General features: G+C 70.7%; 17 protein-coding genes. 6 read left to right on the top strand and 11 right to left on the bottom strand.

Annotated features, from left to right (window positions below):
* The first annotated feature begins 48 nt into the window (after window positions 1-48).
* Both C8N24_RS15045 and C8N24_RS15040 read left to right on the top strand, forming a co-directional pair.
* A complete protein-coding gene (locus C8N24_RS15045; RefSeq protein WP_170179111.1) occupies window positions 49-999 on the top strand; it encodes a Dyp-type peroxidase in 951 nt (316 codons plus the stop codon).
* Window positions 1,000-1,009: 10 nt separating this feature from the next.
* Window positions 1,010-1,912, top strand: a complete 903-nt coding sequence (locus C8N24_RS15040) for a thioredoxin domain-containing protein (RefSeq protein WP_121251047.1) — start codon at window positions 1,010-1,012, stop codon at window positions 1,910-1,912.
* A 48-nt stretch (window positions 1,913-1,960) separates the two neighbouring features.
* Here the strand turns inward: C8N24_RS15040 and C8N24_RS15035 are convergent, their stop codons facing one another.
* Window positions 1,961-4,501 (bottom strand): M6 family metalloprotease domain-containing protein, encoded by a 2,541-nt coding sequence (locus C8N24_RS15035; protein ID WP_121251045.1) that lies wholly within the window; start codon window positions 4,499-4,501, stop codon window positions 1,961-1,963.
* A 499-nt stretch (window positions 4,502-5,000) separates the two neighbouring features.
* Here C8N24_RS15035 and C8N24_RS15030 point away from each other — a divergent pair, with 499 nt between their 5' ends.
* Window positions 5,001-6,947 (top strand): DNRLRE domain-containing protein, encoded by a 1,947-nt coding sequence (locus C8N24_RS15030; protein WP_170179110.1) that lies wholly within the window; start codon window positions 5,001-5,003, stop codon window positions 6,945-6,947.
* A 263-nt stretch (window positions 6,948-7,210) separates the two neighbouring features.
* Window positions 7,211-7,654 carry an acyltransferase gene (locus C8N24_RS15025; RefSeq protein ID WP_170179109.1) on the top strand — a complete coding sequence of 148 codons (444 nt, stop codon included), beginning with the start codon at window positions 7,211-7,213 and terminating at the stop codon, window positions 7,652-7,654.
* On the opposite strand, the gene C8N24_RS15020 is transcribed toward C8N24_RS15025, so the two are convergent.
* Together C8N24_RS15020 and C8N24_RS15015 are read right to left on the bottom strand one after the other, a co-directional pair.
* The gene (locus C8N24_RS15020) at window positions 7,618-8,802 is read right to left on the bottom strand and encodes a glycosyltransferase family 4 protein (RefSeq protein ID WP_121251040.1); all 1,185 of its coding nucleotides are present in this window, start codon (window positions 8,800-8,802) and stop codon (window positions 7,618-7,620) included. The two genes, C8N24_RS15025 and C8N24_RS15020, sit on opposite strands and share 37 nt — an antisense overlap.
* A 12-nt stretch (window positions 8,803-8,814) precedes the next feature.
* Entirely contained in the window at window positions 8,815-9,270 is a 456-nt protein-coding gene (locus C8N24_RS15015) for a hypothetical protein (RefSeq protein WP_121251038.1), read from the bottom strand.
* Window positions 9,271-9,313: 43 nt separating this feature from the next.
* Between C8N24_RS15015 and C8N24_RS15010 the strand changes: the two genes are divergently transcribed.
* Window positions 9,314-10,417, top strand: a complete 1,104-nt coding sequence (locus tag C8N24_RS15010; protein WP_121251036.1) for a branched-chain amino acid ABC transporter substrate-binding protein — start codon at window positions 9,314-9,316, stop codon at window positions 10,415-10,417.
* Here the strand turns inward: C8N24_RS15010 and treY are convergent.
* Genes treY through C8N24_RS14990 form a run of 4 tightly spaced genes read right to left on the bottom strand, consistent with a single transcriptional unit; the run spans window position 10,404 to window position 17,123 of the window.
* Window positions 10,404-12,353, bottom strand: a complete 1,950-nt coding sequence (gene treY, locus C8N24_RS15005; protein ID WP_121251034.1) for a malto-oligosyltrehalose synthase — start codon at window positions 12,351-12,353, stop codon at window positions 10,404-10,406. The two genes, C8N24_RS15010 and treY, sit on opposite strands and share 14 nt — an antisense overlap.
* Window positions 12,350-14,470 (bottom strand): glycogen debranching protein GlgX, encoded by a 2,121-nt coding sequence (gene glgX, locus C8N24_RS15000; protein WP_121251031.1) that lies wholly within the window; start codon window positions 14,468-14,470, stop codon window positions 12,350-12,352. The genes treY and glgX overlap by 4 nt, the downstream gene beginning before the upstream one ends.
* A complete protein-coding gene (gene treZ, locus C8N24_RS14995; RefSeq protein WP_121251029.1) occupies window positions 14,470-16,197 on the bottom strand; it encodes a malto-oligosyltrehalose trehalohydrolase in 1,728 nt (575 codons plus the stop codon). Before treZ ends, glgX begins: the two co-directional genes overlap by 1 nt.
* Window positions 16,194-17,123, bottom strand: a complete 930-nt coding sequence (locus tag C8N24_RS14990; protein ID WP_121251027.1) for a nucleoside hydrolase — start codon at window positions 17,121-17,123, stop codon at window positions 16,194-16,196. Before C8N24_RS14990 ends, treZ begins: the two co-directional genes overlap by 4 nt.
* A gap of 40 nt (window positions 17,124-17,163) precedes the next feature.
* Here C8N24_RS14990 and C8N24_RS14985 point away from each other — a divergent pair, with 40 nt between their 5' ends.
* Window positions 17,164-18,381, top strand: a complete 1,218-nt coding sequence (locus C8N24_RS14985; RefSeq protein WP_121251025.1) for a hypothetical protein — start codon at window positions 17,164-17,166, stop codon at window positions 18,379-18,381.
* Here C8N24_RS14985 and C8N24_RS14980 read toward each other — a convergent pair.
* From C8N24_RS14980 to treS, 4 genes are read right to left on the bottom strand one after another with little or no spacing between them, the layout of a single operon-like run.
* Window positions 18,365-19,321: a GGDEF domain-containing protein gene (locus C8N24_RS14980; RefSeq protein WP_121251023.1), complete on the bottom strand. Its 957-nt coding sequence runs from the start codon at window positions 19,319-19,321 to the stop codon at window positions 18,365-18,367. The genes C8N24_RS14985 and C8N24_RS14980 overlap by 17 nt on opposite strands.
* Window positions 19,322-19,377: 56 nt before the next feature.
* Window positions 19,378-21,573 carry a 1,4-alpha-glucan branching protein GlgB gene (glgB, locus tag C8N24_RS14975; RefSeq protein ID WP_121251021.1) on the bottom strand — a complete coding sequence of 732 codons (2,196 nt, stop codon included), beginning with the start codon at window positions 21,571-21,573 and terminating at the stop codon, window positions 19,378-19,380.
* Between the two features lie 9 nt (window positions 21,574-21,582).
* Window positions 21,583-22,929: a maltokinase N-terminal cap-like domain-containing protein gene (locus tag C8N24_RS14970; RefSeq protein WP_121251019.1), complete on the bottom strand. Its 1,347-nt coding sequence runs from the start codon at window positions 22,927-22,929 to the stop codon at window positions 21,583-21,585.
* The gene (gene treS / locus C8N24_RS14965; protein WP_121251017.1) at window positions 22,926-24,605 is read right to left on the bottom strand and encodes a maltose alpha-D-glucosyltransferase; all 1,680 of its coding nucleotides are present in this window, start codon (window positions 24,603-24,605) and stop codon (window positions 22,926-22,928) included. Before treS ends, C8N24_RS14970 begins: the two co-directional genes overlap by 4 nt.
* Window position 24,606 lies beyond the last annotated feature (1 nt).

The raw sequence follows: 24,606 nt of genomic DNA, 5'->3' as shown, positions 1-24,606 counted from the left end.
CCGCGGAGAACCTCCCGGACGTTGCGGGAAACGCGTCACGATGTGTCCGTGCCACGACGTGAGCCGGGGCGGAAGTGGGGCAAAGGCGTGCCGATCGCCCAACGCGGGCCGGGCTGGACCTACCGGCCCGACGACACCACGCCCAGCGTCCACAACCCGCGCCAACCCGGGATCGTCACCCCGCATCTGCGCCACGCGCTGCTGACCGCGTACGAGATGGCGGATCTGCGCGAGGTCACCGAGCGGGCCGAGGCACGGATGCGCGAAGCCGGTGGGACCGTCACGATCGGTCTCGGGCCGGGCGCGTTCGACGACGCCCATCGCCCCACGGCGCTCCGGCCGCTTCCCGCCTTCGCCGGCGACGACCTGGACCCCGCGCGCTGCGGCGGCGACCTCGCGGTGCTGATCTGCGCCGACGACGGGCCGCCCGAACCGCTCGCGCTCCAAGCGCACGCACGCTGGAGCCGCCGCGGCATCCGGGGTGACCGGGGCGCGCTCGGGTTCCGCGAGGGCACGCTCAACCTCAAGCGGCCGCGCGACTTCGACCGGCACGTGTGGGTCCGCCGCGACGACCGCAGCGGGATGATCGGCGGCACGTACCTCGTCGTGCGGGACATCGCGGTGAACCCGAGCTGGGCGGAGCTGCCCGAGCGGGAGCAGGAGCGCGTGATCGGCCGCGACAAGCGGACCGGCGCGCCGCTGTCCGGCACGCGCCTGTACGACCCGCCGATCCTGGAGCGGCTGCCGCCGGACGCGCACATCCGGGTCGCCGCGCCGCGGACGTCCAGCGTCGCCATCCTCCGGCGCGGGTACGACACGGACGAGGGGCTGCTGTTCCTCGCGTTCATGGCCGACCCACGACGACAGTTCGTCCCGCTCCAGCGGCGTCTCGCCAAGCACGACGCGCTGCATCGGCACACGCGCGCCACGGGCAGCGCCGTGTTCGCGATCCCACCCGGCGCAGCACCCAACTCATTCATCGCGCAATCACTTCTCTAACCTTTCGTACGTGTCCCTCCAAGTCACCCACTTCACCGACCCCGGCTGTCCCTGGGCCTGGTCGGCTTCACCCGCCCTCGCCGCGCTCAAATGGCGTTACGGCGACCAGCTGCAGTGGCGCAACGTCATGATCGGCCTGACCGAGCAGGGCTCGGTCTATGAGGAGCGCGGCTACACGCCCGACCGCATGGCGCGGGGGTACCGCACGTTCCGCGACCGCGGCATGCCGTTCGCGACCGACGTCCGTGAGCGCGTGCACGGCACGTGGCCGATGTGCCGCGTCGTGGTCGCCACGCGGCGGCTCGCCCCCGAGCGCGAGTACGCGGTGTTCCGCGCGCTGCAGTTCGCGCAGTTCACGGGCACGGGCTTCCTGGAGGACTACGCGGACCTGAAGGCCGCGATCGAGTGGGTGCCGGGCATCGATCCCGACGCGATCATCGCGGCCGCCCAGTCCCCGGAGACGGAGACCGCCTTCGAGCAGGACCGCGACGAGGCGCGCACGGCCGCCGGCAGCCCGACCGAGTTCCAGGACAAGCACGCCAACTCCGACGGCCGCGTGCGCTACACCGCGCCGAGCCTGAAGATCTCCAACGGCAGCCTCACGCTCGAGGCCGGCGGCTTCCAGAGCTTCGAGGCCTACGACGTGCTGATCGCGAACCTCGACACGAGCCTCACCCGCCGCGCGCCCGCGACAGACGTGGCCGAGGTGCTCGACGGGTTCCCGGACGGCCTCACCACCGCCGAGGTCGCGCTGATCATGGCCGAGGACAAGTTCACGCCGGATCTCGGCGCCGCCGAGGACGCGCTCATCGACGCGCTCGGCGCCGGCACCGCGCAGCGCCTGGCGTTCGGCCACGACGCGCTCTGGGTGCCGGCCCAGACCGCCGCGGCGAAGCTCGCCGCGGCCGCCTAGGCAGACCGACGCGGGCCCGCGCCGTGCGGGCCCGCGTCACCCCTGCGACTACGGGTTGGTCGTCGACAGCGTGAAGGTCAACGTCTTGGCGTACGTGCCCGTACGCAGCGCGTCGTTGGCCTTGACCGGCTGCTTGAAGCCGACCACGATGTCGTCGTTGGACGCCGGGGCGCCCCACGTGAACAGCGTCGTCGCGCCCGTGCCGAGCGGCGCGTAGGTGTTGCCCGGCGTCTCGCCGCGCGTGCCGTTGACCTGCAGCGCCTCAGGCAGCGAGAACGCGCCGTTGACGAGGTGACCGGTGGCGGTCGTGCTCGCGTCCGAGACGCTCAGCGTCGCGTCGGCGGCCGTCGAGACGACCGTCGCCTTCGTGGACGCGTAGTAGTCCTTCTGCGCGCCCGGCGTGAACGGCCCGAAGCTGGCCGGCGCGCCCAGGTTCAGGGCGAGCGTCGCCGGGACGGTGCCGCCCACGGTGTCGCCGGTCCCGAACGAGCACGTGACGGACTGCGTCTTGGACGGATCGCTCTCCGACGTGGCGTTGAGCGTGATCGAGCCGGTCGCGGACGCGCCGGCGACCTTGTCGATGTAGACCGGAACGTCGACCGACTGGCCGAACTCGGCCGTGGCCAGCGCGTTCTTCAGGTGCGCCGTCCAGCCCGTCGTGTTGCTGGTCGCCGTCAGGCGGTAGATGTCGCTGTTGAAGTACTTCGCGATGTCCGCCGTCGGGTGCGCGCTGGCCGGGACGTCAGCCGCCGTGCCCGTGTTCTTGAGCGAGAAGGTGCAGGTCGGGAGCCCCTCGGACGTGCCCTTGGTGGGCGCGGCGAGGCTCACCCCGCGCGTCTGCGGGCCGGTGCCCGCGAGCGAGCGGATGCCGACCTTGTAGCGGTTGATGCCGTCCGCATCCACGCGCTTGTCCAGGATGTAGAACTGCAGCTGGTTGTCGGCGGCCTTGAACTCGTACTCGGAGCCCGAGTTCGTGCCCGCGTGGAACGTGCCGTCGTTCGTCTGGCGCTCGTCGCCGGGCGTGGCCTTGACGACGGTTCCGTCAGCCTTGACGTAGTCGACCTGGTTGATGTCCTCGGGGTTGGCGTCGATGTACCAGGTCTGGCAGTTGAACGAGCCGCAGGTGGAGCTCTGCGTCTTGTTCTTGCCGATCAGCACGCCGCTGCCGCCGGTGAACGAGTCGGAGCCGATCTGCTGCACGACCTCGACCGTGTAGTCGTCGAAGCCGGGCGAGATCCGCTCGACCGGGGGGTTGCCCGTCGTGTAGTACCAGGGGCCCTCGCACATCGGATCGACCGTGTAGCGGCAGGCCGGGTTCTTGTCGCCACCGTCGTTGAGCACGACGCGCACGCCGGCGAGGTCGTTGCCCGGATCGACCTCGCGCGCCTTGACCTCGGCCACCATCGTGCCGGTCTGGGCGAGGCCGCCACGGTTGAGCGTCAGGACGTCGTCAGCCGCGAGGAAGCCGAGCTTCTGCTTGTTGCGCACGCCGTGCTGCGCGCCGAGCGAGCCACCGTCGGTCGGCGGGATCTGCCAGCGCGTGTGCTGACCGCCCGGGCCGTTGAACGAGCCGCGGCTCATCATGTCCCACATGCCGCCGGCGGTCCGCTGCGGCACCGGCGCGAACGGGTTGTTGTAGTTGTCCGGCAGGCCCAGGTTGTGGGAGAGCTCGTGGGCGTACACGCCCATGCCAGAGGACTCGGCCTCGGTCGAGGAGGAGCCGCTGGCGCTCGGCCAGATGGTCGAAGCGGAGGCCCACGACGTCCACGGCACGTACCGGGTCTTGGCCCAGTTGCCGCGCGGGTGCGTCGGGTCGAAGAGCTTCGGGCCGAAGGCGTCGGTGACGGTCTCGGGCGCCGTGAAGCGCATCTCGCCGAACTCCTGCCAGCTTCCACTCTCGTCCTGGCCGGCGGACACGCGGTACTGGTTGTTGAACGTCGCGCGCTCAGCGGCCGTCGTGTTCGCGTTCCAGAGCGCGGTGACCGCGTTGTTGTAGTTCTGGTTGCACGGATTCGGGTTCGGCACCGCGCGCGTCGGGTTTGGACAGTCGTTGTCCAAGTTGTTCATGTCGCTCGTGATGTTGTACCGGTACGACTCGAGCGGCATGCGGTACGGGCCGTACGGCACGAGCTCGACGCCGTACTTGCCGTAGGAGTTCTCCATCCAGTACCGGTTGATCGTCTGGAAGTTGTTCAGCTCCGACGGCTTGTTGAGGAAGTCGGCGTAGAACTGCGGGACCTGCTCACGCGGGATGCTGTGCGCCTTCGCCGACGGCGTGCCGAAGACCGTTGCGCCCGCCGCCTGCGTGATCGTGAACGGCTTGTCCGGATAGTCCACGAGGATCAGCGCGACGCGCCACTTGCACGGCGGGCCGACGACCGGAGCGGTGTTCGAGCACCGAGCCGTCGGCGTGAGCGCCGGGTCCGAGTAGTCCGGCCCAGGAAGCTTCTTGTAGTCGGCCCAGGTCAGGTTGTCCTGGAACGACCAGTTCTGCTTGTCGAGCGGCGCCGGCGGCGCCGCGGTAGCGGGCGAAGCCGCTACGGCGGTCGCCGCGGCGACCGCCGCGGCGAGTACTGCTTTCTTGATCAACTGCCCCTCCACTCAAGAGCCCCGCGGAGACCCCCATTGGAACCCTCACCCCAATCCCGTGTCCGCGACCACAGGCGTCATCTCATGCTCATCGTGCTGCCATCAGATGTCAATGCGCGTGGAGAGATCTCCACGTGGTGTTCTGTCAGCGCAGCGACCAAAACAAGATGAGGGCATGTTGAGCGCGTTGACACGGCGAAGCCGTGGCTGATTGAGTCACGCGTGTCGTGAGGAGGGGTCCTCACGGCAGACCTCCAATGAAAGAGCGGGTGCTGCGATGGTCGCTTCTGCGGTTCGTCGAGTCGTGCGCTGGTGCTTGTCCATGTCCGCCTGGGCGGACCGCAGAGCGATGCCGGTGCCTCGCGCACGGTGGTCGCTGCTCCTCGTCTTGCTGGCGCTGCTCCCGGCCGCCGAGGCTCGCGCAGCGACAACGGTCAAACCCGACCTGCAGCTGGCCTGCGAGACGTTGAGTCCCACGTACGGAGGCTGCAACTCCTCCGTGCTGGCGATCTCCGACGAGCCTGGACCAGGTGGCACGCCGGTGCGGTCGCTGGTCAAGTTCGACACTGCCGGCCTCAGCCTGCCCGCCAACGCGATCATCACCAGCGCGACGCTGAACTTCGTCACGACCGCGTACGAGGGCGACCGCTACAACGTCGGCGAGGACCTCAACGCCCGCCCGGTGCTCGCCCCATGGACCTCGTCCGTGACCTACGACACGCGCAACGGCACGACGCCGTGGGGTGCCGGTGACTTCGGCGCGGCGATCCCGTCGAGCGCCGACTCGTTCGGCGTCGTGTTCGACGTCACGAAGACGGTGCGGGAGATCATCGCCGGGACCCGGGCCGACTACGGCTTCAGCGTCGGCGGACCGGCCGTGGACAGCCTCGAGCAGTACCTCGCGGAGGGCTACGGGACGTTGTGGGAGCCATGGCTCGAGATCACCTACGAGACCGGCTGCCCGTCGGATCCCTACGCCGCCGCGACCAGCGGCGACGAGGACACGGTCTACGACTGGAACAACGTCTTCCTCCAGATCATCCGCGACCACGAAGACCTGTCGCCGTTGACGCTGCCGGCGCCCACGCGCACCTCACGGGCCGCCGCGATGCTCAACGTCGGCATCTTCGACGTCCTCAACTCCGCGTTCTTCGCCAAGCTCGAGGCGCTGAGCACCGGCTCCCCGGGCGCCGCCGACGTCTGCGGGTGGCAGCCGTACCTGACGCTCGCCGAAACCACGGCGACCGTGAACACCGAGCTGGCCGTCGGCCACGCCGCCGTCGAGATCCTCAAGGCGCTGTACCCGCTGTTCACCTCGGACATCGAGGCCGCGTTGAACGCCGACTACCCGAACCAGGGATCGACTCCGACGACGAGCACGGCCGAGTACAAGCTGGGGCACTTCGTCGCCCAGAAGGTGCTCACGAACCGCAGCGGCGACGGCTCGACCGCGTCGATGACATACACGTCCGACCCACTCACGCCGGGCGCGTACCGCCCGGACGACACATCCGACTCCCCCGTGGCGCCCTGTGCGGACGACAGCAACATCGCGACGCCCGGCTGGGGCAACGTGACGCCGTTCTCGATCGCGAGCGGCAGCGCCTTCCGGCCCGCGAACCCCGGCAGCTACTCGACCTACGCCGCGCTGCTCGCCAGCTCGTTCTACGCCGACCAGGTGAACACGGTCAAGGACTACGGCGGCGAGACGTCGTCGCTGCGGTCTCCCGACCAGGAGAAGGCGGCGTTCTTCTGGGCCAACGACCTCGTCGGCACGTACAAGCCACCCGGTCAGCTGCTCGAGCACACCCGGCTCGTCGCGCTGTCCCAGCCGGCCGCGGCCACCAGCGGGGATCCCGAGGCGTTCTTCGCCCACTGGACGCGCCAGGGCGTGCGCGTCGCCCGGCTGTACGCCGAGGTGTCGATCGCGATGGCCGACGCCGCGATCGTGGCCTGGGACCGGAAGTTCCTGGGCGCGATCGACCTATGGCGCCCGGTGAGCGCGATCAGGCTCGCGAACACCGACTACACGACGGCCACCACCGCCGACCCGGACTGGCAGCCGCTGTCGATCGACGAGGACGGCAACCACTTCTCGCCCTGCTTCCCGGCCTACTCGTCCGGGCACGCGACGTTCGCCGGCGCGTGGGAGCGCGTCTTCGAGCACGAGTTCGCCAACGCCGAGCACGCCGATCCGTTCCCGCTCACGCTGACGTCCGAGGACCCGGAGGCGATCGAGCGGTCGGCGACCTCGCGCACCTTCGACAGCTTCGCCGAGGCAGCGCAGGAGAACGCCGACAGCCGCATCTGGCTCGGCGTGCACTACCCGGTCGACGCCGAGGCGGGGCTGGCCAGCGGGCGCAGCGTCGGCGCGCACGTGGCGACGAACGAGCTGCAGCTGACGAAGACCTGCGCGGGTTGGACCTGCGCGGAGACGATCCCCTAGCTCCGAGGTGATGGACGTGCCCGCCTCCGCCCCGGGGGCGGGCACGTTGCTACGGTTCCGACCGGCGGCAGGATCCGACGCGCGGGCGGAACGCCTACCCAGCGAGCCGACCGCGGTTCCCGTCCCTGTCGCGCCCGCCCAGGAGGCTCGCGGGCAGGAGGTCGACTCGCACCCGCTCTTCTCCCGCTGCCTCCGGGCGGGAGCTTGCTCGCGAGTCGAGCCGTGCCCTTGAACACGCGCGGTCTCTCCGACACCCTTGCCGGGTGTTCAACCGCCGGCGCGTGTCGAAGGGTCCCGAGGCGCGCGTGCACCCGACCGCGCGGATCGAGGTCGCGCGCGGCGCGCGCGTGGTGCTCGGGCGCGGCGCGGTGCTCGGGCCGGACGCCCGCATCAGCGCGCTCGGCGGCACGGTGAAGGTCGGTGCGGGCGCGCGGCTGGGCGAGCGCGTGATCGTCGTCTCGCACGCGGGCGTGGAGATCGGCGAGGGCGCCCTGATCGGCGACTGGTCCGCGATCGAGGGCGCCGCGCCCACGTTCGCGGACCCGGAGCGGCCGATCGCCGAGCAGCCGCAGACGCGCGCGCTCGTCCGGATCGGGGCGGGCGCGACGGTCGGCGTGCACGCCGTGATCGGCGCCGGCGCGACGATCCCCGCCGGCGCGAGCGTCGCGCCCTACGCCGTCGTGCGCGACGCGACCAGCCGCTCGTAGACCGCCACGGTCTGGCGCGCGACGTCGGCCCAGTCGAACCGCAGCACGTGCTCGCCGGCCTCGGCGACGAGCCGCTCGCGCAGCTCCTCGTCGGTCAGCAGCTGCTGCGCCATCCGCTCCAGCGAGCGCACCGAGGACGCGCGGAAGCGCAGGCCGACCTTGCGCCCGCGCGGGACGACCTCCCGCAGCCCGCCCGTGTCGGCGACGATCGTCGGGCAGCCGGACGCCATCGCCTCCAGCGCGACGAGCCCGAACGGCTCGTAGATCGACGGCACCAGGCACAGGTCGGCGATCCGGTAGAGCGAGTGCAGCACGTCGTCGCCGGTCCAGCCGATGAACGTGCCGTGCTCCATCAGCCCGAGCCGCTCGGCCTGGGCCTTCAGCTCGGCCTCCGCGGTGCCGGAGCCGGCGATCAGGAAGCGGATCTTGCCGACGCGGCGGATGAGGCCGGGCAGCGCGTCGAGCGCGAGGTGGAAGCCCTTCTCGTAGACGAGCCGGCCGACGAGGAGCACGAGCTGCTCGTCCGGCGCCGCGAACTTCGCGCGCAGCCGCGGGAGGTCGGACACGGGCTGCAGGTCGGTCGGGTCGATCCCGTTCGGGATCGCGGTCACCTTCGCGCGTGGGAGGCCGTAGATCTCGGTGACCTGCTGGCGCATGAACTCCGAGCAGGTGATCACGCGGTCGGCGGCCCGGGTCATCCGCTTCTCGACGCCGTGGATGTGCGACTGCGGATGCTTGTCCACCCAGCCCTGGTGACGGCCGTACTCGGTCGCGTGGACGGTGACCAGCCACGGGATCCGGCGCTTGCGCGCGAGCTGGCGGGCGGCCGCGGCGACGAGCCAGTCGTGCGAGTGCACGAGGTCGAACCCACTGCCGAGCTCGGCGCCCGCCGCGAGCATGTCGTCGTTCATGTGGTCGACCCAGGCGATGAACGCGTCCAGGTCGTCCTTCGGGAACTCGGGCTCGCGCACGCGATGGACGTGCACGCCGTGACGCTCCTCGTGCTCGGACAGCCGGCCGCCGCCGCGCGTGACGACGTGCACCTCGTGGCCGTCGCGCACGAGCTGCTCGGAAAGCTTGCGGACGTGACGCGCGAGCCCGCCCTCGACGACGGGCGGGTACTCCCAGGACAGCGTGAGGATGCGCACGAGGTGCGGAGCCTAGTACGACGCGGGAAACTGGCGGAGCACCCACTCCGCGGAGAGCGGCTCGCGGCGGTAGTTCTTGCCGCCCACCAGCACGTAGTCGCGCGTGCGCAGGTCCATCGGCAGGTCGCGCTCGATCGGGTACCACTCGTTGTGCTGGGAGATCAGCTCGTTGAGCTCGTCGAAGCGCGCGCGCTGAGCGAACTCGGTCCACCGCTGGGCGAACGCGGCCTCGTCCCCCGCCGACTCCTCACGCAGCGTGCGGTGAGCTCGCGCGAAGCGGCGCTTCTGGTAGGCGATCGCGTTGTCGATCTCGGCGATCCGCTCCATCCAGCGCGGCTTGACGCCGGCCTTCAGGTAGGACTCGACCGTGCGCTGCGACATCCGCGCACGGCTGGAGATCGGCTTGCCCAGCCCGGTTGCTGCGTCCAAGTCCTTCTTGACGAGGCGTTCCGCGGCACTGCGGTCCATCCCGGTTCATTCTACGAGCGAGGCGGGTACGGTTCGCGCCACGATGAAACGGATCATTGCGGGTTTCCTGATCGCGGGCGCGTTCCCGGCGACCGCCGCGGCGCAGCAGCCGACGGTCTACTCGAGCCTGCCGCTCAGCGGAGCCTCGCGTGTGCAGACCAAGGCGATCAACGACGGCGCGCGCCAGGCGCTCGGAGAGGCCGGCAACCCGGTGCGCTTCAGGACCCTCAACAGCGCGACCAAGAAGGCTGGATCGTGGACGCCGGAGCGCACCGCTCGGAACGCGCTCAAGGCGGCGCAGGACGAGTCGACCGTGGCCGTGATCGGCGAGTTCAACTCCGGCGCGACGAAGGTCTCGCTGCCGATCCTGAGCGAGGCCGGCATCCCGCAGATCAGCCCGTCCAACACCTACAACGGCCTGACGACGAGCGGCCCGGGGACCGAGCCCGGCGAGCCGGACAAGTACTACCCGACCGGCGCTCGCACCTACTTCCGCCTGCTGCCCAACGACCACGTGCAGGCCGCCGCGCTCGCCACCGTGATGCGTGACCGGGGCTGCAAGAAGGCCGGCCTCGTCCACGACGGCGAGGTGTACGGCAGGGGCATGAACGCCGACGTGAAGGCGACGCTGGCGCGACTCGGCGTCGCGGTGGTGACGAGCCGCAAGATCACGCGCAAGGCGCCGTCGGCGGTCCGCCGCGCCGGTGCCGACTGCATGGCCTACACCGGCATCACCGCGAACGGCGCGGTGCGGCTGTTCCGGTCGAGCGCGCTCAAGCGCATGCGGCTGTTCGGCTCCGACGGCGTGGCCGAGACCGACTTCGTCAGCCGCCTGCCCAAGAGCGTGGACCGCCGCACGACCGTCCTCGTCGCCACGCTGAGCCCGACCGACTACGGCACGCCGGCGAACCGCGACCCCTACTACGCGGCCGGCTACGAAGCGATGAAGCTCATCGTCGACGGGCTCAAGGCATCCGGCGGCACCCGCGCGGGCCTGCTCGGCTGGCTGCCGACGGTGCAGAACCGGACGAGCGTCCTCGGCACCTACGGCTTCGACGCCAACGGCGACACGACGCTGCGCCGTTACGGCCTGTACGGCCTGCGCGGCAGCAGCCTCGTGTACCAGGGCGCGATCACCGCCGGCTGAGCACCACCAGGCCGTCGAGCTCCAGCTCGGCGGCCCAGTCGCCGTCCGGCCGCGGCAGGTCGCCGTCGCCGCGCAGCCGGACCGCGACGAACACCTGCTCGTCGCCCCGCGTGAAGGCGACGACGTCCTCGCCCGCCTCGACCGGCGCGTAGGCACCGGCGAACGCCTCCGGCAGCCGCTTGCGCAGCGCCAGCACGGTGCGGATGATCTCGAGCTTGGCGGGCGGCGCGTCCGAGGCCAGCGCCGCGCGCCGCTCGTCCCAGTCGACCGGCCGGCGGTTGTCGGGGTCGACGAGCGACAGGCACAGGAGCTCGTCGCCCTGGTAGATGTCCGGCACGCCGGGGACGGTCAGCTTGAGCAGCAGCTGGCCGAGCGCGTGGCGATCGCCGAGCGCCGCCACCTGCTGCTGGAACGGCTCGAACGTGCGCAGGAAGTCGCGGTGCGTGAGCAGCGCCTTGGCGAACTGCTGGACGGCCGCCTCGTGCTCCTCGTTCACCTCGACCCAGGTGGTGTGCTGCTTGGCCTCGCGCATCGCCTTCTCGAGGTAGCCGTGCAGGCGGTCCTCGCTGATCGGCCACGCGCCCAGCAGCGTCTGGAAGATGAACAGCTGCTCGACCGGCGTCGGTGCTCCGCCGCTGGTCAGCGACCGGCAGACCGACAGCCAGTTCTTGACGTGCGCGGCGAACTCGTCCGGCAACGACGCCAGCGCGCCGATCCGCGCCCGCACGTCGCCGGAGCGCTTGGTGTCGTGCGTCTGGGTGACGAGCAGGTTGTTCGGGAAGCGCTCCGCGCGCTCGGCGTTGCCGCGGTGGAAGTCGGCCACGGACACGCTGAAGCGCCCGGGGTCGCCGCCCACGTCGTTGAGCGCGAGCAGCCGCGCGTAGCGGTAGAAGGCCGTGTCCTCGACGCCCTTGGCCATCACGGGCGGCGTCGTCTGCTGGAAGCGCGTGATGAACGCCTCCCAGCCCGGGACCTCGAGCAGGAGCTTCGACGCCAGCGACGCGGGAAGCCCCGCTTCGGCGACCGCGTGGCGATCCTCGTCGGTGACCTTGCCCGACCACGGCTCCACGTAGGTGCGGTAGACGGGCAGCGACGCCAGCGCGCGCTCGAGCCCCGCGACGCGCTCGGGCGCCTCGCTCGCGAGCCGCTCGACGTCCTGCGCGAACGTCGTCCGGGCCTGCTCGAGCTTGGCTTCGAAGGCGAGCTCGCCGAAGCGCCGGTCGTCGCCGGAGACCTCGATCCACAGGTCGGTCAGCGGCGCCTCGCCCGCCGGGTCGACGAACAGCCCGGCGACGTCGTTGAGGAACTCGTAGCCGACCGTGCCCTCGATCGGCCAGTCGCGCAGCGGCTCGCCCGGGTCGAGGATCTTCTCCACCCACACGTGCTGCGCGCCGCCGTCGCGGAGGCGCTGGAGGTAGCCCGCGGGGTCGGCGAGGCCGTCCGGATGGTCGATCCGCAGGCCGTCGACGATGCCCTCGCGCACCAGCCGCAGCGCGAGCCGGTGCGTCTCCTCGAACACCTCGGGGTCCTCCTGGCGGACGCCGGCGAGATGGTCGATGTCGAAGAAGCGCCGGTGCCGGCCCGTCTTCGCGTCGATGTCGAAGAACGTGCGCCGCAGCTCCGGATCGCTCCAGTAGCGGTTCTTACCGTCCGTCGCCATGTGGTTCGGGACGATGTCGAGCACGATCCCGAGCCCCGCCTCGCGGGCGGCCTCGACCAGCGCCATGAACTCGTCCTCGCCGCCGAGCTCGTTCGAGATCGAGCCGGGGTCGACGACGTCGTAGCCGTGCGTCGAGCCCTCCCGCGCCTGGAACGACGGCGGCAGGTACAGGTGCGAGACGCCGAGGTCCGCAAGGTAGGGGACGAGCTCGCGGGCGGCGGCGAACCCGAAGTCGCCACCGAGCTGGAGCCGGTAGGTCGCACGCAATTCGGTCATGGCTGCTCGCGTCGCAGGAGGACGAGGGAGTGGTGCGGGAGCTCGAGCTCCTCACCGGCGGCGAGCGACTCGTCGCCGGGCTCTACGTCGGGCCGAGCCGTGTCGAGGACGATCGTCCACGCGTCCGCGAACACGCCGTCCGGGGTCGTGAACGTGTGGTCCTCGTGGTGGCCGTTGAACAGCAGCAGGAAGGACTCGTCGAGGACCTGGCGGCCGCGCGCGTCCGGCGACGCGATCTCCTCGCCGTTGAGGAAGAGCGCAACGACCGGCGGTGCGCCGCCCCAGTCGTCGTCGCGCATCAGCTCGCCGTCGGCGCGGAACCAGGCCGCGTCCGGCAGGCCGGAGCCCTCGACCTCGCGGCCGAACAGGAACTCGCGCCGGCGGAACACGGCGTGCGCGCGGCGGAGCGCGATCAGCTTCTTGGTGAAGTTGAGCAGCGGCTCGTTCTTCTCGATCAGCGTCCAGTCGAACCAGGAGATCTCCGAGTCCTGGCACCAGCCGTTGTTGTTGCCGCCCTGCGTGCGCCCGAACTCGTCGCCGCCGAGCATCATCGGCGTGCCCTGGGAGAGCAGCAGCGTGGCCAGGAAGTTGCGCTGCTGGCGGTCGCGCAGCGCGTTGATCTCCGGGTCGTCGGTGTCGCCCTCGACGCCGTGGTTCCAGGACCGGTTGTCGTCGGTCCCGTCCCGGTTGCCCTCCTTGTTGGCCTCGTTGTGCTTCTCGTTGTAGGAGACGAGGTCGCGCAGGGTGAAGCCGTCGTGGGCGGTGATGAAGTTGATCGACGCGAACGGGTGCCGGCCATCGTGCTGGTAGAGGTCGCTGGAGCCGGTGAGCCGGTTCGCGAACTCGCCGACGGACGCCTGGCCGCGCCAGAAGTCCCGCATCGCGTCGCGGTAGATGCCGTTCCACTCCGACCACAGGACCGGGAAGTTGCCCACCTGGTAGCCGCCCGGACCGACGTCCCACGGCTCGGCGATCAGCTTCACCTGCGACAGGACCGGATCCTGATGGATGACGTCGAAGAACGCGGACAGGCGGTCGACGTCGTAGAGCTCGCGGGCCAGGGCGGACGCGAGGTCGAAGCGGAAGCCGTCGACGTGGCAGTCGATCACCCAGTAGCGGAGCGAGTCCATGATCAGCCGCAGCACGCTCGGGTGCATCACGTTGAGCGTGTTGCCCGTGCCGGTGTAGTCCATGTAGTGCCGCTGGTCGTCGGGCACCAGCCGGTAGTAGGACTTGTTGTCGACGCCGCGGAACGACAGCATCGGGCCGAGGTGGTTGCCCTCGGCGGTGTGGTTGTAGACCACGTCGAGGATGACCTCGATGCCGGCGCGGTGCAGGGCCTTGACCATGCCCTTGAACTCCCGCACCTCCTGCCCCGCCTTGCCCGTCGCCGCGTAGGGCGAGTGCGGCGCGAGGAAGCCGATCGTGGAGTAGCCCCAGTAGTTCGTCAGGCCGCGCTCGGCCAGGAACGACTCGTCGGCGATGTGGTGCACGGGCAGCAGCTCGACCGCGGTCACGCCGAGGTCCTTGAGGTAGCCGACCGCGGCGTCGGACGCCAGCCCCGCGTACGTGCCGCGCAGGTCCTCGCGCACGTCCGGATGCTGCATCGTGAAGCCCTTGACGTGCGTCTCGTAGATGACGCTGTCGGCGAGCGGCGTGTTCGGCGGGCGGTCGTCCTCCCAGTCGAAGCGCGGGTCGATGACCACGCACTTGGGGATCGCGGCCGCGTCGTCGCTCTCGTCCGGCGTGAGGTCGTCGTCCTCGCCGCCCATCGGCTCGTACGGGTGCACGTTGCCGTTCTCGAACAGGATCGGGCCCTCGATCGACTTCGCGTACGGGTCCATGAGCAGCTTCGCCGGGTTGAAGCGGTGGCCGGAGGACGGGTCATACGGGCCGTGGACGCGGTAGCCGTAGCGCTGCCCGGGGTGCACGCCCGGCAGGTAGCAGTGCCAGTTGTAGGACGTGCGCTCGGTCATCTCGACGCACGTCTCCGCGTCGTCGGGCCCGAACAGGCACAGGACGACGCGCTCGGCGTGCTCGGAGAAGATCGAGAAGTTCGTCCCCTCGCCGTCCCACGTGGGGCCGAGCGGGAACGGCGATCCGGGCCAGACCTCCATCAACGCACCAGCGCTCCGGACAGCGGGGGCAGGACGACGTAGCCCGGTTCGAGCGTCGGCTCGTGGGTGCTCAGGACGATCTCCTCGGTGTGCTCGCGCGGGATGTGCGTCGCGTTGCGGGCGAAGTTCGCCAGCAGCGTGTAGTCGCCGCGCCGGACGGCGATCCAGCCGGCGCGCTCGTCGAACGTGACGTCGTCGACGTCGCCGGCGGGCAGCTCGCGGCGGACGTGCAGCAGCGCCCGGTGCAGCTCGCGCAGGCCGTCCGGCTCGCCCTCGCGGGTGAGCTTGGAGCGCTCGAACGTGGCGATGTCCTGCGGGTCGGGCACCTCCTCGCCGGCGAACGCCGCGAACGAGGCGAACTCGCGCCGGCGGCCCTCGCGGGTGGCGTCGGCGATCTCCGGGTCGATGTGGTCCGTGAAGAACTGGAACGGCGCCCGCTCGCCGTACTCCTCACCCTGGAACAGCATGGGCGTGAAGGGTGACAAAAGCGTGCAGAACGCCGCGAGCGGCCGGGCCTGCACCGGCAGGCGGTCGCCGAGCGCTCGGTTGCCGACCTGGTCGTGGTCGGCCGAGAAGACGACGAAGCGCTCCGGGGCCACGTCGAACGCCGGTGCCCCGAAGCGGCGCTTGCGGAACGTCGAGTAGTTGCCGTCGTGGACGTGCGGGCGCCGGAACGCCTTCGCCAGGCACTCCATCGAGTCGAACTCCTCGTACCAGCCCTGCGTCTCGCCGGTCAGCAGCACGCGCAGCGCGTGGTGGAAGTCGTCCGCCCAGGCCGCGTCGCAGCCCCAGCCGCCCAGCTCCGGCGCGCGCATGACCTTCGGGTCGTTCATGCCCGACTCGGCGACGACGAGCGCGCCCGGGTTGATCGCGTGCACGCGGCGGGCGACCTCGGCCACGAGGTGCTCCGGGCTCGAGTCTACGATCGCGTGGATCGCGTCCAGGCGCAGCCCGTCGAAGTGGAAGTCGCGGATCCACTGCTCCGCGCTCTGGCACACCCATTCGCGGACGGCGTCGGAGTCCTCGCCGTCGACGTTGATCGAGGCACCCCACGGCGTCTCGTGCTTGTGGGTGAAGTACGGGCCGAAGGCCAGCATCGCCTTGTCGCCCGAGGCGCCGATGTGGTTGTAGACCACGTCGAGGATCACCGCGAGGCCGAGCGCGTGCGCCGCGTCGACGAGCCGCTGCAGCGCCTCCGGGCCGCCGTAGGAGGACTGCGCGGCGCTCAGGTACACGCCGTCGTAGCTCCAGCCGCGCGCGCCGGGGAACTCGGCGACCGGCATCATCTCCAGGACGGTGACGCCGAGGTCGGCGAGCTCCTGCAGGTGGCCGATCGCGCCGTCGAACGTGCCCTCGGGCGAGAACGTGCCGACGTGCAGCTCGTAGATCACCGCGTCGTGCAGGCCCGGGGTGCGGAACGCGTTGTCGGTCCACTCGAAGGCGTGCGCGTCGAAGACCCGGGACGGGCCGCGCAGCCCCTCGGGCTGCCAGCGCGAGCACGGGTCCGGCAGCGCGTCGCCGTCGATCAGGTACTGGTAGTCGGTGCCGGCCGGGACGTCGAGCTCGGTCTCGTAGATGCCGTGGCCCACGAGGTCGAGCGCGTGGTCGGCGCCGCCGGTGCGCAGCCGCACTTCGCCCGGCGTCGGCGCCCAGACGCGGAACTGCGTGCGGCCGTTGCGCAGCGGGGTGGCGCCCAGGCGCCGCAGGAAGGGGTAGTCGGTGCTCAAGCCAGCGAGCCGATCCGGGTCGTGAGGAGGTCGATGAAGCGCTCGGCGTCCACGTCGACGGCGACGTGCGCGTTGGCGGGACGGTCCGTGCGGCGCAGCTGGTCGACGACCGTGCGCCCGCGAGCGGGACCGTGGGTGACGTCGATCTCGACGCTCAGCTGCGTGGTGTGGAGGATGGAAGGGTCGATCGCGTGGGCGACCGCAAGGGCATCGTGCACTGGTGTGTCGTCATGCCCATACACCTCCAGATGGAACCGTCGGTAGAACGCGTGCAGGTCGGCGACGACCGCGCCGGCCCGCCCCGTCTCGCGCAGCGCTTCCGCCCGCTCGGCGCTCAGCATCGCCCGGTGCGTGACGTCGAGGCCGATCATCGTCACGTCCGCGTCGGACTCGAACACGCGCTTGGCCGCCTCCGGATCGACCCAGACGTTGAACTCCGCGCTCGGCGTGACGTTCCCCAGGCCGATGGCGCCGCCCATGACGATGATGTCCTCGATGTTCTCGACGAGCTCGGGATACATCGCGATCAGCAGCGCGATGTTGGTCAGCGGGCCGACCGGGATCAGCGTCAGAGGGCGCTTGCGCAGCTCGCGCGCCATCAGCTCGACCGCGTGGATGGCCTCGGGCTCACGCGACGGCGGCGGCAGGTCCGGGCCGTCCAGCCCGGTCTCGCCGTGCACCTCGTCGGCGACCCGCGCCGTGTCGTGCACGAGCGGCCGGCCCGCGCCCGCGGCGACCGGGATGTCGCGCGCGCCCGCGACGTCCAGCACCCGGATGGCGTTGGCCGTGACCTTCTCGAGCGTCTGGTTGCCCGCGACCGTGGTCACGGCCACGACCTCGAGCTCAGGGCTCGCGAGCGCGAGCAGCAGAGCCATCGCGTCGTCGTGGCCAGGGTCGCAGTCGATGATCACCGGCGTCTTCGGCATGGCGCATCATTCAAGCGGGCCGCGTGTTCACACGGTCGCCATGCAACTCGCCGCCCTGTTCGCCACCGCTCTGATCGCCCAATCCGCGCCCACCGTCACGACCGGCGGAGCGGAGTCGGTCACGACCGGCTCGGCCGCCGTGACCGGCACGGTCAACCCCGGCGGTGAAGCCACCACGTACCAGTTCGAGTACGGGACCTCGACGTCCTACGGGCTCACGACGCCCCAGCAGGACGCCGGCAACGGCACCGCCGACGTCGCCGCGCGGGCCACGCTCACGAGCCTGACGAACAACACGACCTACCACTACCGGCTCGTGGCCACGAACGCCTCCGGCGTCACCCGCGGCAGCGACCGGACGCTCAAGACCAGCGCCCCGGCGGCCGCCCCATCGATCTCCAGCCGGGCGGCGACCGGCGTGAGCGGCGGCGGCGCGACCCTGAACGCGGGCATCAACCCGCGCGGGCTGGCGACCGACGTCTACTTCGAGTACGGCACGTCGACCTCGTACGGCACCCGCACGCCGACCGTGGGGATCGGCGCCGGCACGTCGACCGTCTCCGCGGGCGCCCCGATCGGGGGCCTGCGCCCGAACACCCGGTACAACTACCGCGCCGTGGCGACGAGCGCGGCCGGCATCACCCGCGGCGGGAACCGCACGTTCACGACCTCCCGCGTGCCGACCGGCGTCGCGATCACGCCGTCCACCGTCAAGCCGACCTGGGGCTCGGGGCTGACGATCACGGGCACCGTCAGCGGATCGGGCACCACGCCGGTCGCCGTCGAGAAGCTCGACTTCCCGTTCCAGGGCCAGTGGACGCCGCTCGCCACGGCCAATTCGAACAGCTCCGGCCGCTTCACGCTGACCGTGCCGCCGCTGTTCGCCACCACCCGCCTGCGCGTCGCGACCCGCACCTCGACCGTGGTCACGAGCGGCGTCAGCACCGTGTCGGTGGCCGTCAAGGTGGGGCTGAAGACGAGCCGCGTCTCGACCCGTCGCACCCGGCTCACCGGCGCGATCTGGCCCTCGGTGCCCAGGGGCCGCGCCTCGCTGCAGCGCCAGTCGCGGAGCGGTCGCTGGATCCCGGTCAAGCGGGCCGGCGTGACAGCGCTCGGCAGCGACCGCTCCCGCTACTCGTTCACGGTCACCCGCTCCCGCACGCGGGCGATGAACTACCGCGTCCTGGTCAACCCGCGCAACGACGGGCTCCAGGTCTCCGGCAGCTCGCGCGTGATCAACCTCAAGCAGCGGCGTTAGCGCGCGCGTCCTTGACCGTGTGCAGTCGCCGGTCGAGGGTGCGCATGAGCGTCGCGCGGTCGTCGCCGTCCCGCGGATGGACGGCGGCGACGACCGTCAGGCTGAGCGGGCGGTCCCCGGCGTCCACTCGGGCGCCGGCCTCGCGCAGCGTCTCGCGCAGGCGAGCGGCGGCCTCGTCGCCCGCGCCGGGCACGACGAGCGCGAACTCGTCGCCGCCGATGCGCGCCAGGCAGTCGCTCGTGCGGACCTCGGCCGAGGCGTGCGCGGCCAGCTCACGCAGGACGCGGTCGCCGGTCGTGTGGCCGAAGCGGTCGTTGATCTGCTTGAAGAAGTCGACGTCGATCAGCAGGACCGTGAACACGCGGCCGCTCTCGAACGCGCTGGACAGCGCCTCGTCGAACGCGCGCCGGTTGGCGAGGCCCGTGAGCGGGTCCACGCGGGCCATCTGGTGCTGCTCGCGCTCGGCCTCGACGAGGCGGCGCTTGAAGAACTGGATCGTCGCCACGAGCGCCGCGTAGGCGACCGCGTAGGCCAGCGTCCGCGCCAGCAGCGGCCCCGCCCCCTCCGCGTACAGCAGCGGTGAGGCGAACGTCCCGACCTCGAGCACGGCGAGCGGGACGGCGTAGCGCAACGGGAAGAAGTACGCCACGTACAGCGCCGGCAGCACGAGGACCGGGGCGAGGTAGGACTGCGCCTCGCCGGTCACCGACAGCGCGGCCACGATCAGCGGCTGGCAGGCCGCGACCGTGATCGCGTGACCGCGGATCGAGACCTTGTGCCAGGGGATCAGCCGGGTGACGCAGCCGAGCCCGTAGGCCGCGGTGCCGACGGCGAGCGCCCAGAAGAGCGCGGCGTCGCCGCCGGGCGCGCCGGGCACCACGCGGCACGCGATCGCCACCACCACGGCGGCGAGCCAGAGCCACCCGGAGACCGGGCCCATGAGGCGGCGTTCATCGTGCACACCCCCGTAGTCGGCCCGGTCCCCCCTCGATTTAGCTACTTGCCAGTAGCTCGGTCATTTCGCTCGGGCACCAGCCAGATCGCTCCGAGCGGCGGCAGCGTGACCTCGGCGCTGAACGGCTGGCCGTGCCAGCCCTCGCCCTCGGCCTCGATCGCGCCCATGTTCCCGACGCCCGAGCCGCCGTAGCTGCTCGCGTCGGTGTTGACGACCTCATTCCAGCGGCCCGGCCGCGGCAGGCCGATCCGGTAGTTCTCGCGCACGACCGGCGAGAAGTTGCCGACGAACAGCGCCACGCGCTGGGAGTCCCGCGTGCGGCGCGCGAAGGCGATCACGTTGTCGTCCGCCGCGTTCGCCTCGGTCCACCAGAACCCGGTGCCGTCGAAGTCCATCTCCCACAGCGCCGGCTCCGCCTTGTAGGCGTGGTTGAGGTCCCGCACCAGCGACTGCACCCCGGAGTGCTCCGGGTTCTCGAGCAGGTGCCAGTCGAGCGACCGCGCCTCGCTCCACTCCTGCTGCTGGGCGAACTCCTGGCCCATGAACAGGAGCTTCTTGCCGGGATGCGCCCACATGTAGGCGTACAGGGAGCGCAGGTTCGCGAGCTGCTGCCAGCGGTCGCCCGGCATCTTGTCCAGCAGCGACCCCTTGCCGTGCACGACCTCGTCGTGCGAGAGCGGGAGGATGAAGTTCTCCGTGAACGCGTACACGAGGCTGAAGGTCAGCTCGTGGTGGTGGTAGCGCCGGTAGATCGGGTCGTTCTGGAAGTACGACAGCGTGTCGTGCATCCAGCCCATGTTCCACTTGAACCCGAACCCGAGCCCGCCCAGGTACGTGGGCCGCGAGACGCCCGGCCACGCCGTCGACTCCTCGGCGGCGGAGATCACGCCCGGCTCGCGGCCGTGCACGACCTCGTTGAACTCCTTCAGGAACTTGACCGCGTCGAGGTCCTCGTTGCCGCCGTACTCGTTCGGCACCCACTGGCCCTCTTCGCGCGAGTAGTCCAGGTAGAGCATCGACGCGACGGCGTCGACGCGGATGCCGTCGGCGTGGAACTCCTCGAGCCAGAACAGCGCGTTGGACACGAGGAAGTTGCGGACCTCGTGGCGGCCGTAGTTGAAGACGAGCGTGCCCCAGTCCGGGTGCGCGCCGCGGCGCGGGTCGTCGTGCTCGTAGAGCGCGGTGCCGTCGAAGCGGGCGAGCGCGAAGTCGTCGCGCGGGAAGTGCGCCGGGACCCAGTCGAGGATCACGCCGAGCCCGTTCTGATGTACGCGGTCGACGAACTCGCGGAAGTCGTCAGGGGTGCCGAACTTCGGCGTGGGCGCGAAGTAGCCGGTCACCTGGTAGCCCCAGGAGCCCGTGAACGGGTGGGCCATCACCGGCAGCAGCTCGATGTGGGTGAACCCCATGTCCTTCGCGTAGGCCGACAGCTCGTCGGCCAGCTCGAGGTAGTTCAGCGAGCGGTTGTCCTCGAGCGGGTTCAGCCGCCAGGAGCCCAGGTGCACCTCGTAGATCGACATCGGGCCGTCCTGCGCGCTGGACTGGCGCCGCGCCTCCAGCCACTCCTTGTCGTTCCACACGTGCTGCGGGTCGTGGACGACCGAGGCGGTCTTCGGCGGCACCTCGGTCGCGAACGCGACGGGGTCGGCCTTGAGCCGGATCTCGTTCTCCTGCGTGAGGATCTCGTACTTGTACCGGGCACCGTCGGCCACGCCCGGGAGGAACAGCTCCCAGATGCCGGACGAGCCGAGCGAGCGCATCGGGTGGATGCGCCCGTCCCAGTAGTTGAAGTCGCCCACGACCGAGACGGACTTCGCGGACGGGGCCCAGACGGCGAACGCGGTACCGGCGACGCCGTCGACCTCGGTCACGTGCGCGCCCAGGCGCTCCCACAGCTCCTCGTGCCGGCCCTCGCCCAGCAGGTGGACGTCCAGCTCGCCGATCGTCGGCAGGAAGCGGTACGGGTCGTCGATCGTGATCGTGCCCGACTCGCCGTAGTCGACCTCGAGCTTGTAGTCGAGCGGCAGGTCGACGCCCTTGATGTGCCCCTCGAAGACGCCCCCGGGGTGCACGCACCCGAGCGTCTCGTGGGAGCCGTCCGCCAGCACCACCTCGACCTTGGCCGCGGCCGGGCGGAAGGTGCGGATCACCACGCCCGAGCCGTTGTCGGGGTGGGCACCGAGGTATCCGTGGGGGTTCGCGTGCTGGCGGGAGACCAGCTGGTCGGCTTCGCTCATATCTCTAGTTCACTCTGCTTCCAGGAGCCGCAGGATCCCGGCGACCGGGATGGCGACCCAGTCGGGTCGGTTGTTCAGCTCGTAACGCAACTCGTACACGGCCTTCTCGAGCTCGAAGACCGCCAGCAACTGCTCGATCGCCTGCTGGCCGGGCGGCAGCAGGGAGCTGTCCACCGCGCCGTAGTATCCGGTCAGGAACCGCTCACGTGCGCGCTCTTCCCAGTCGGCGGGCGCTTCGACACCCCGCAGCAGCTTCGAGCCGGCGGTGGCGTAGGAGAACGAGCGCAGCATGCCGGCGACGTCGCGCAGCGGCGAGCGCTTCAGGCGCCGCTCCGGCAGCGGGCGCGCGGGCTCGCCCTCGAAGTCGAGCACGACCCAGCCGCGCGGCGAGAGCATCGTCTGGCCGAGGTGCAGGTCGCCGTGGGTGCGGATGACGCGCCCGCCGACGGTCGCGTGCGCCAGCAGCGAGAGCTTCTCGCGCACGTCCTGCCCGCGGCCCACGATCGGCTCGGTGGCGATCGACTCGGGCAGGTCGAGGAAGACGCGCTCGATCTGCTCGTCGACGTCGGCGTAGAGGATCGACAGCGACTCGGCGGACGGCTCCACGGGCGCGAAGTCCGGGTCGGAGTTGTCGCTGCCGAGCGCCGTGTGCAGCTCGCCGATGACGACGCCGAGCGCCTCGACGCGGTCCAGCAGGCCGTCGGGGTCCGTGGCGAGCTCGTCCAGGGTCAGCTCCCAGCCGTCGCGCGCGCCGGCGAGGAACTCCTGCAGGATGCCGAGCGTCGCGCTCACGTGCCGGCCGTCGACCTCGTACCAGCCGTGCAGCGCCGCGATGTGCGGGAACTCGCGCTTGGTCAGGAACCGCAGCAGCTCGAGCTCCGGGTTCACGCCCGGCTCGATCCGGCGGATCGCCTTCATGATCAGCTCGTCGCCGAAGACGATCGACGTGTTGGACTGCTCGACGCCGACCGGGCGCACGTCGACGGCGTCGTCGGGCGCATGATCAGCGGTCCAGCGGAAGGCGAAGTCGCCGGCGTCGCGGTTGGCGGCCATCGCGCGCAGCAGCTCGCGGCCGGTCTCGGGGTCCGCGAGCGCGTCGTGCACCGCCCGGCCGTCGGCCTCGTAGATCGGGTCACCGCCGTCGCTCGGGCGCACCGCCAGCGGCACCTGGTAGGTCTCGTGCGTGCCGACGGGGAACCGCGCCTCGATCAGGCACAGCACCAGCTCGTCCGAGAGCGCGACCGAGTCGACGACCTCGAGGTTGGAGACCTCGCGGGTCTTGGACGCGAACCAGCGCTGGGAGACGACCCAGGCGTTGAGCACCTGCTCGTCGAGGAAGGCGAGATCGCTGGTCATTCCGGCTCATCCTTCACCAGTTGGAACCAATAGAAACCGCGCGGTGCGAGCGTGAGGAGGTACGGGAGCTCGCCGATGCGCGGGAACCGCGAGCGGCCGAAGATCTCCACGGGCGACCGTCCTTCGTAGGCCGAGAGGTCCAGCTCCACCGCCTGGGCGGAGCGGGCGAGGTTGTGGACGCAGAGCATCACGTCCTCGTGGAAGGTGCGGACGTGCGCGAAGACCTTGCCGTTCGACGGCGTGAGCGGCTCGTAGGTGCCGAGGCCGAAGACGGGATGCTCCTTGCGCAGCGCGACGAACCGCCGCAGCCAGCGCAGCAGGCTGTAAGGCGTGCGCATCTGCGCCTCGACGTTGACGGCCTGGAAGCCGTACACCGGGTCCATCAGCGGCGGCGCATAGAGCTGGGCGAAGTCCGCGCGGGAGAAGCCGCCGTTGCGGTCGCCGCTCCACTGCATCGGCGTGCGGACGCCGTCGCGGTCGCCGAGGTAGACGTTGTCGCCCATCGCGATCTCGTCGCCGTAGTAGAGGACCGGCGAGCCCGGCAGGCTGAAGAGGATCGCGTGCAGCAGCTCGATCTCGTCGCGGCCGCCCTCGAGCAGCGGGGCGAGCCGCCTGCGGATGCCGACGTTGATCTTCATCCGCGGGTCCTTGGCGTACTCCGCGTACATGTAGTCGCGTTCCTCGTCCGTGACCATCTCGAGCGTGAGCTCGTCGTGGTTGCGCAGGAACAGGCCCCACTGGCAGTTGTCGGGGATGTCGGGCGTCTGGGCGAGGATCTCGTAGATCGGGGTGGCCTCCTCCCGCCGGACGGCCATGAACATGCGCGGCATCACCGGGAAGTGGAAGGCCATGTGGCACTCGTCGCCGTCGCCGAAGTACTCGACCACGTCGGCCGGCCACTGGTTGGCCTCCGCGAGCAGCACGCGGTCGGGGTAGAGGCGGTCGATCTCCTCGCGGACGCGCTTGAGGTACTGGTGCGTCTCCGGGAGGTTCTCGCCGTTGGTGCCGTCGCGCTCGTACAGGTACGGGACGGCGTCGAGGCGGAACCCGTCCATGCCCAGGTCCAGCCAGAAGCGCAGGACCTCGAGCATCGCGTCCCGGACATCGGGGTTGTCGAAGTTCAGGTCCGGCTGGTGGGAGAAGAAGCGGTGCCAGTAGTAGGCCTGCGCCTCGTCGTCCCAGGTCCAGTTCGACGTCTCGGTGTCCGTGAAGATGATCCGGGCCTCGGAGTAGCGCGTGGGGTCGTCGGACCACACGTACCAGTCGCGCTTGGGGCTGTCGGGCCCTTGGCGTGACTCCTGGAACCACGGGTGGTCGGCCGACGTGTGGTTCATCACGAGGTCCGCGATCACGCGGATGCCGCGCTGATGGGCGGCCTCGATGAAGTCACGGACGTCGTCGACGGTCCCGTAGTCGGGCTGGATCTGGAAGAAGTCGCTGATGTCGTAGCCGCCGTCGCGCAGCGGCGACTTGAAGAACGGCAGCAGCCAGATGCAGTCCACACCCAGCCACTGCAGGTAGTCGAGCTTCTCGGTCAGGCCGCGGAAGTCCCCGGACCCGTCGCCGTTGGCGTCGAAGAAGGCGCGGGTGTGGATCTCGTAGAACACGGCCGTCTTGAACCACAGCGGCTGTGCCTCGAACCACTGCCCCGGGTCGTTCCGCGTGCCTGCCGCCACG

It is taken from the genome of Solirubrobacter pauli, assembly GCF_003633755.1.
In the GTDB taxonomy this organism is placed as follows: domain Bacteria; phylum Actinomycetota; class Thermoleophilia; order Solirubrobacterales; family Solirubrobacteraceae; genus Solirubrobacter; species Solirubrobacter pauli.
This window is presented reverse-complemented; position numbering and strand designations above follow the sequence as displayed.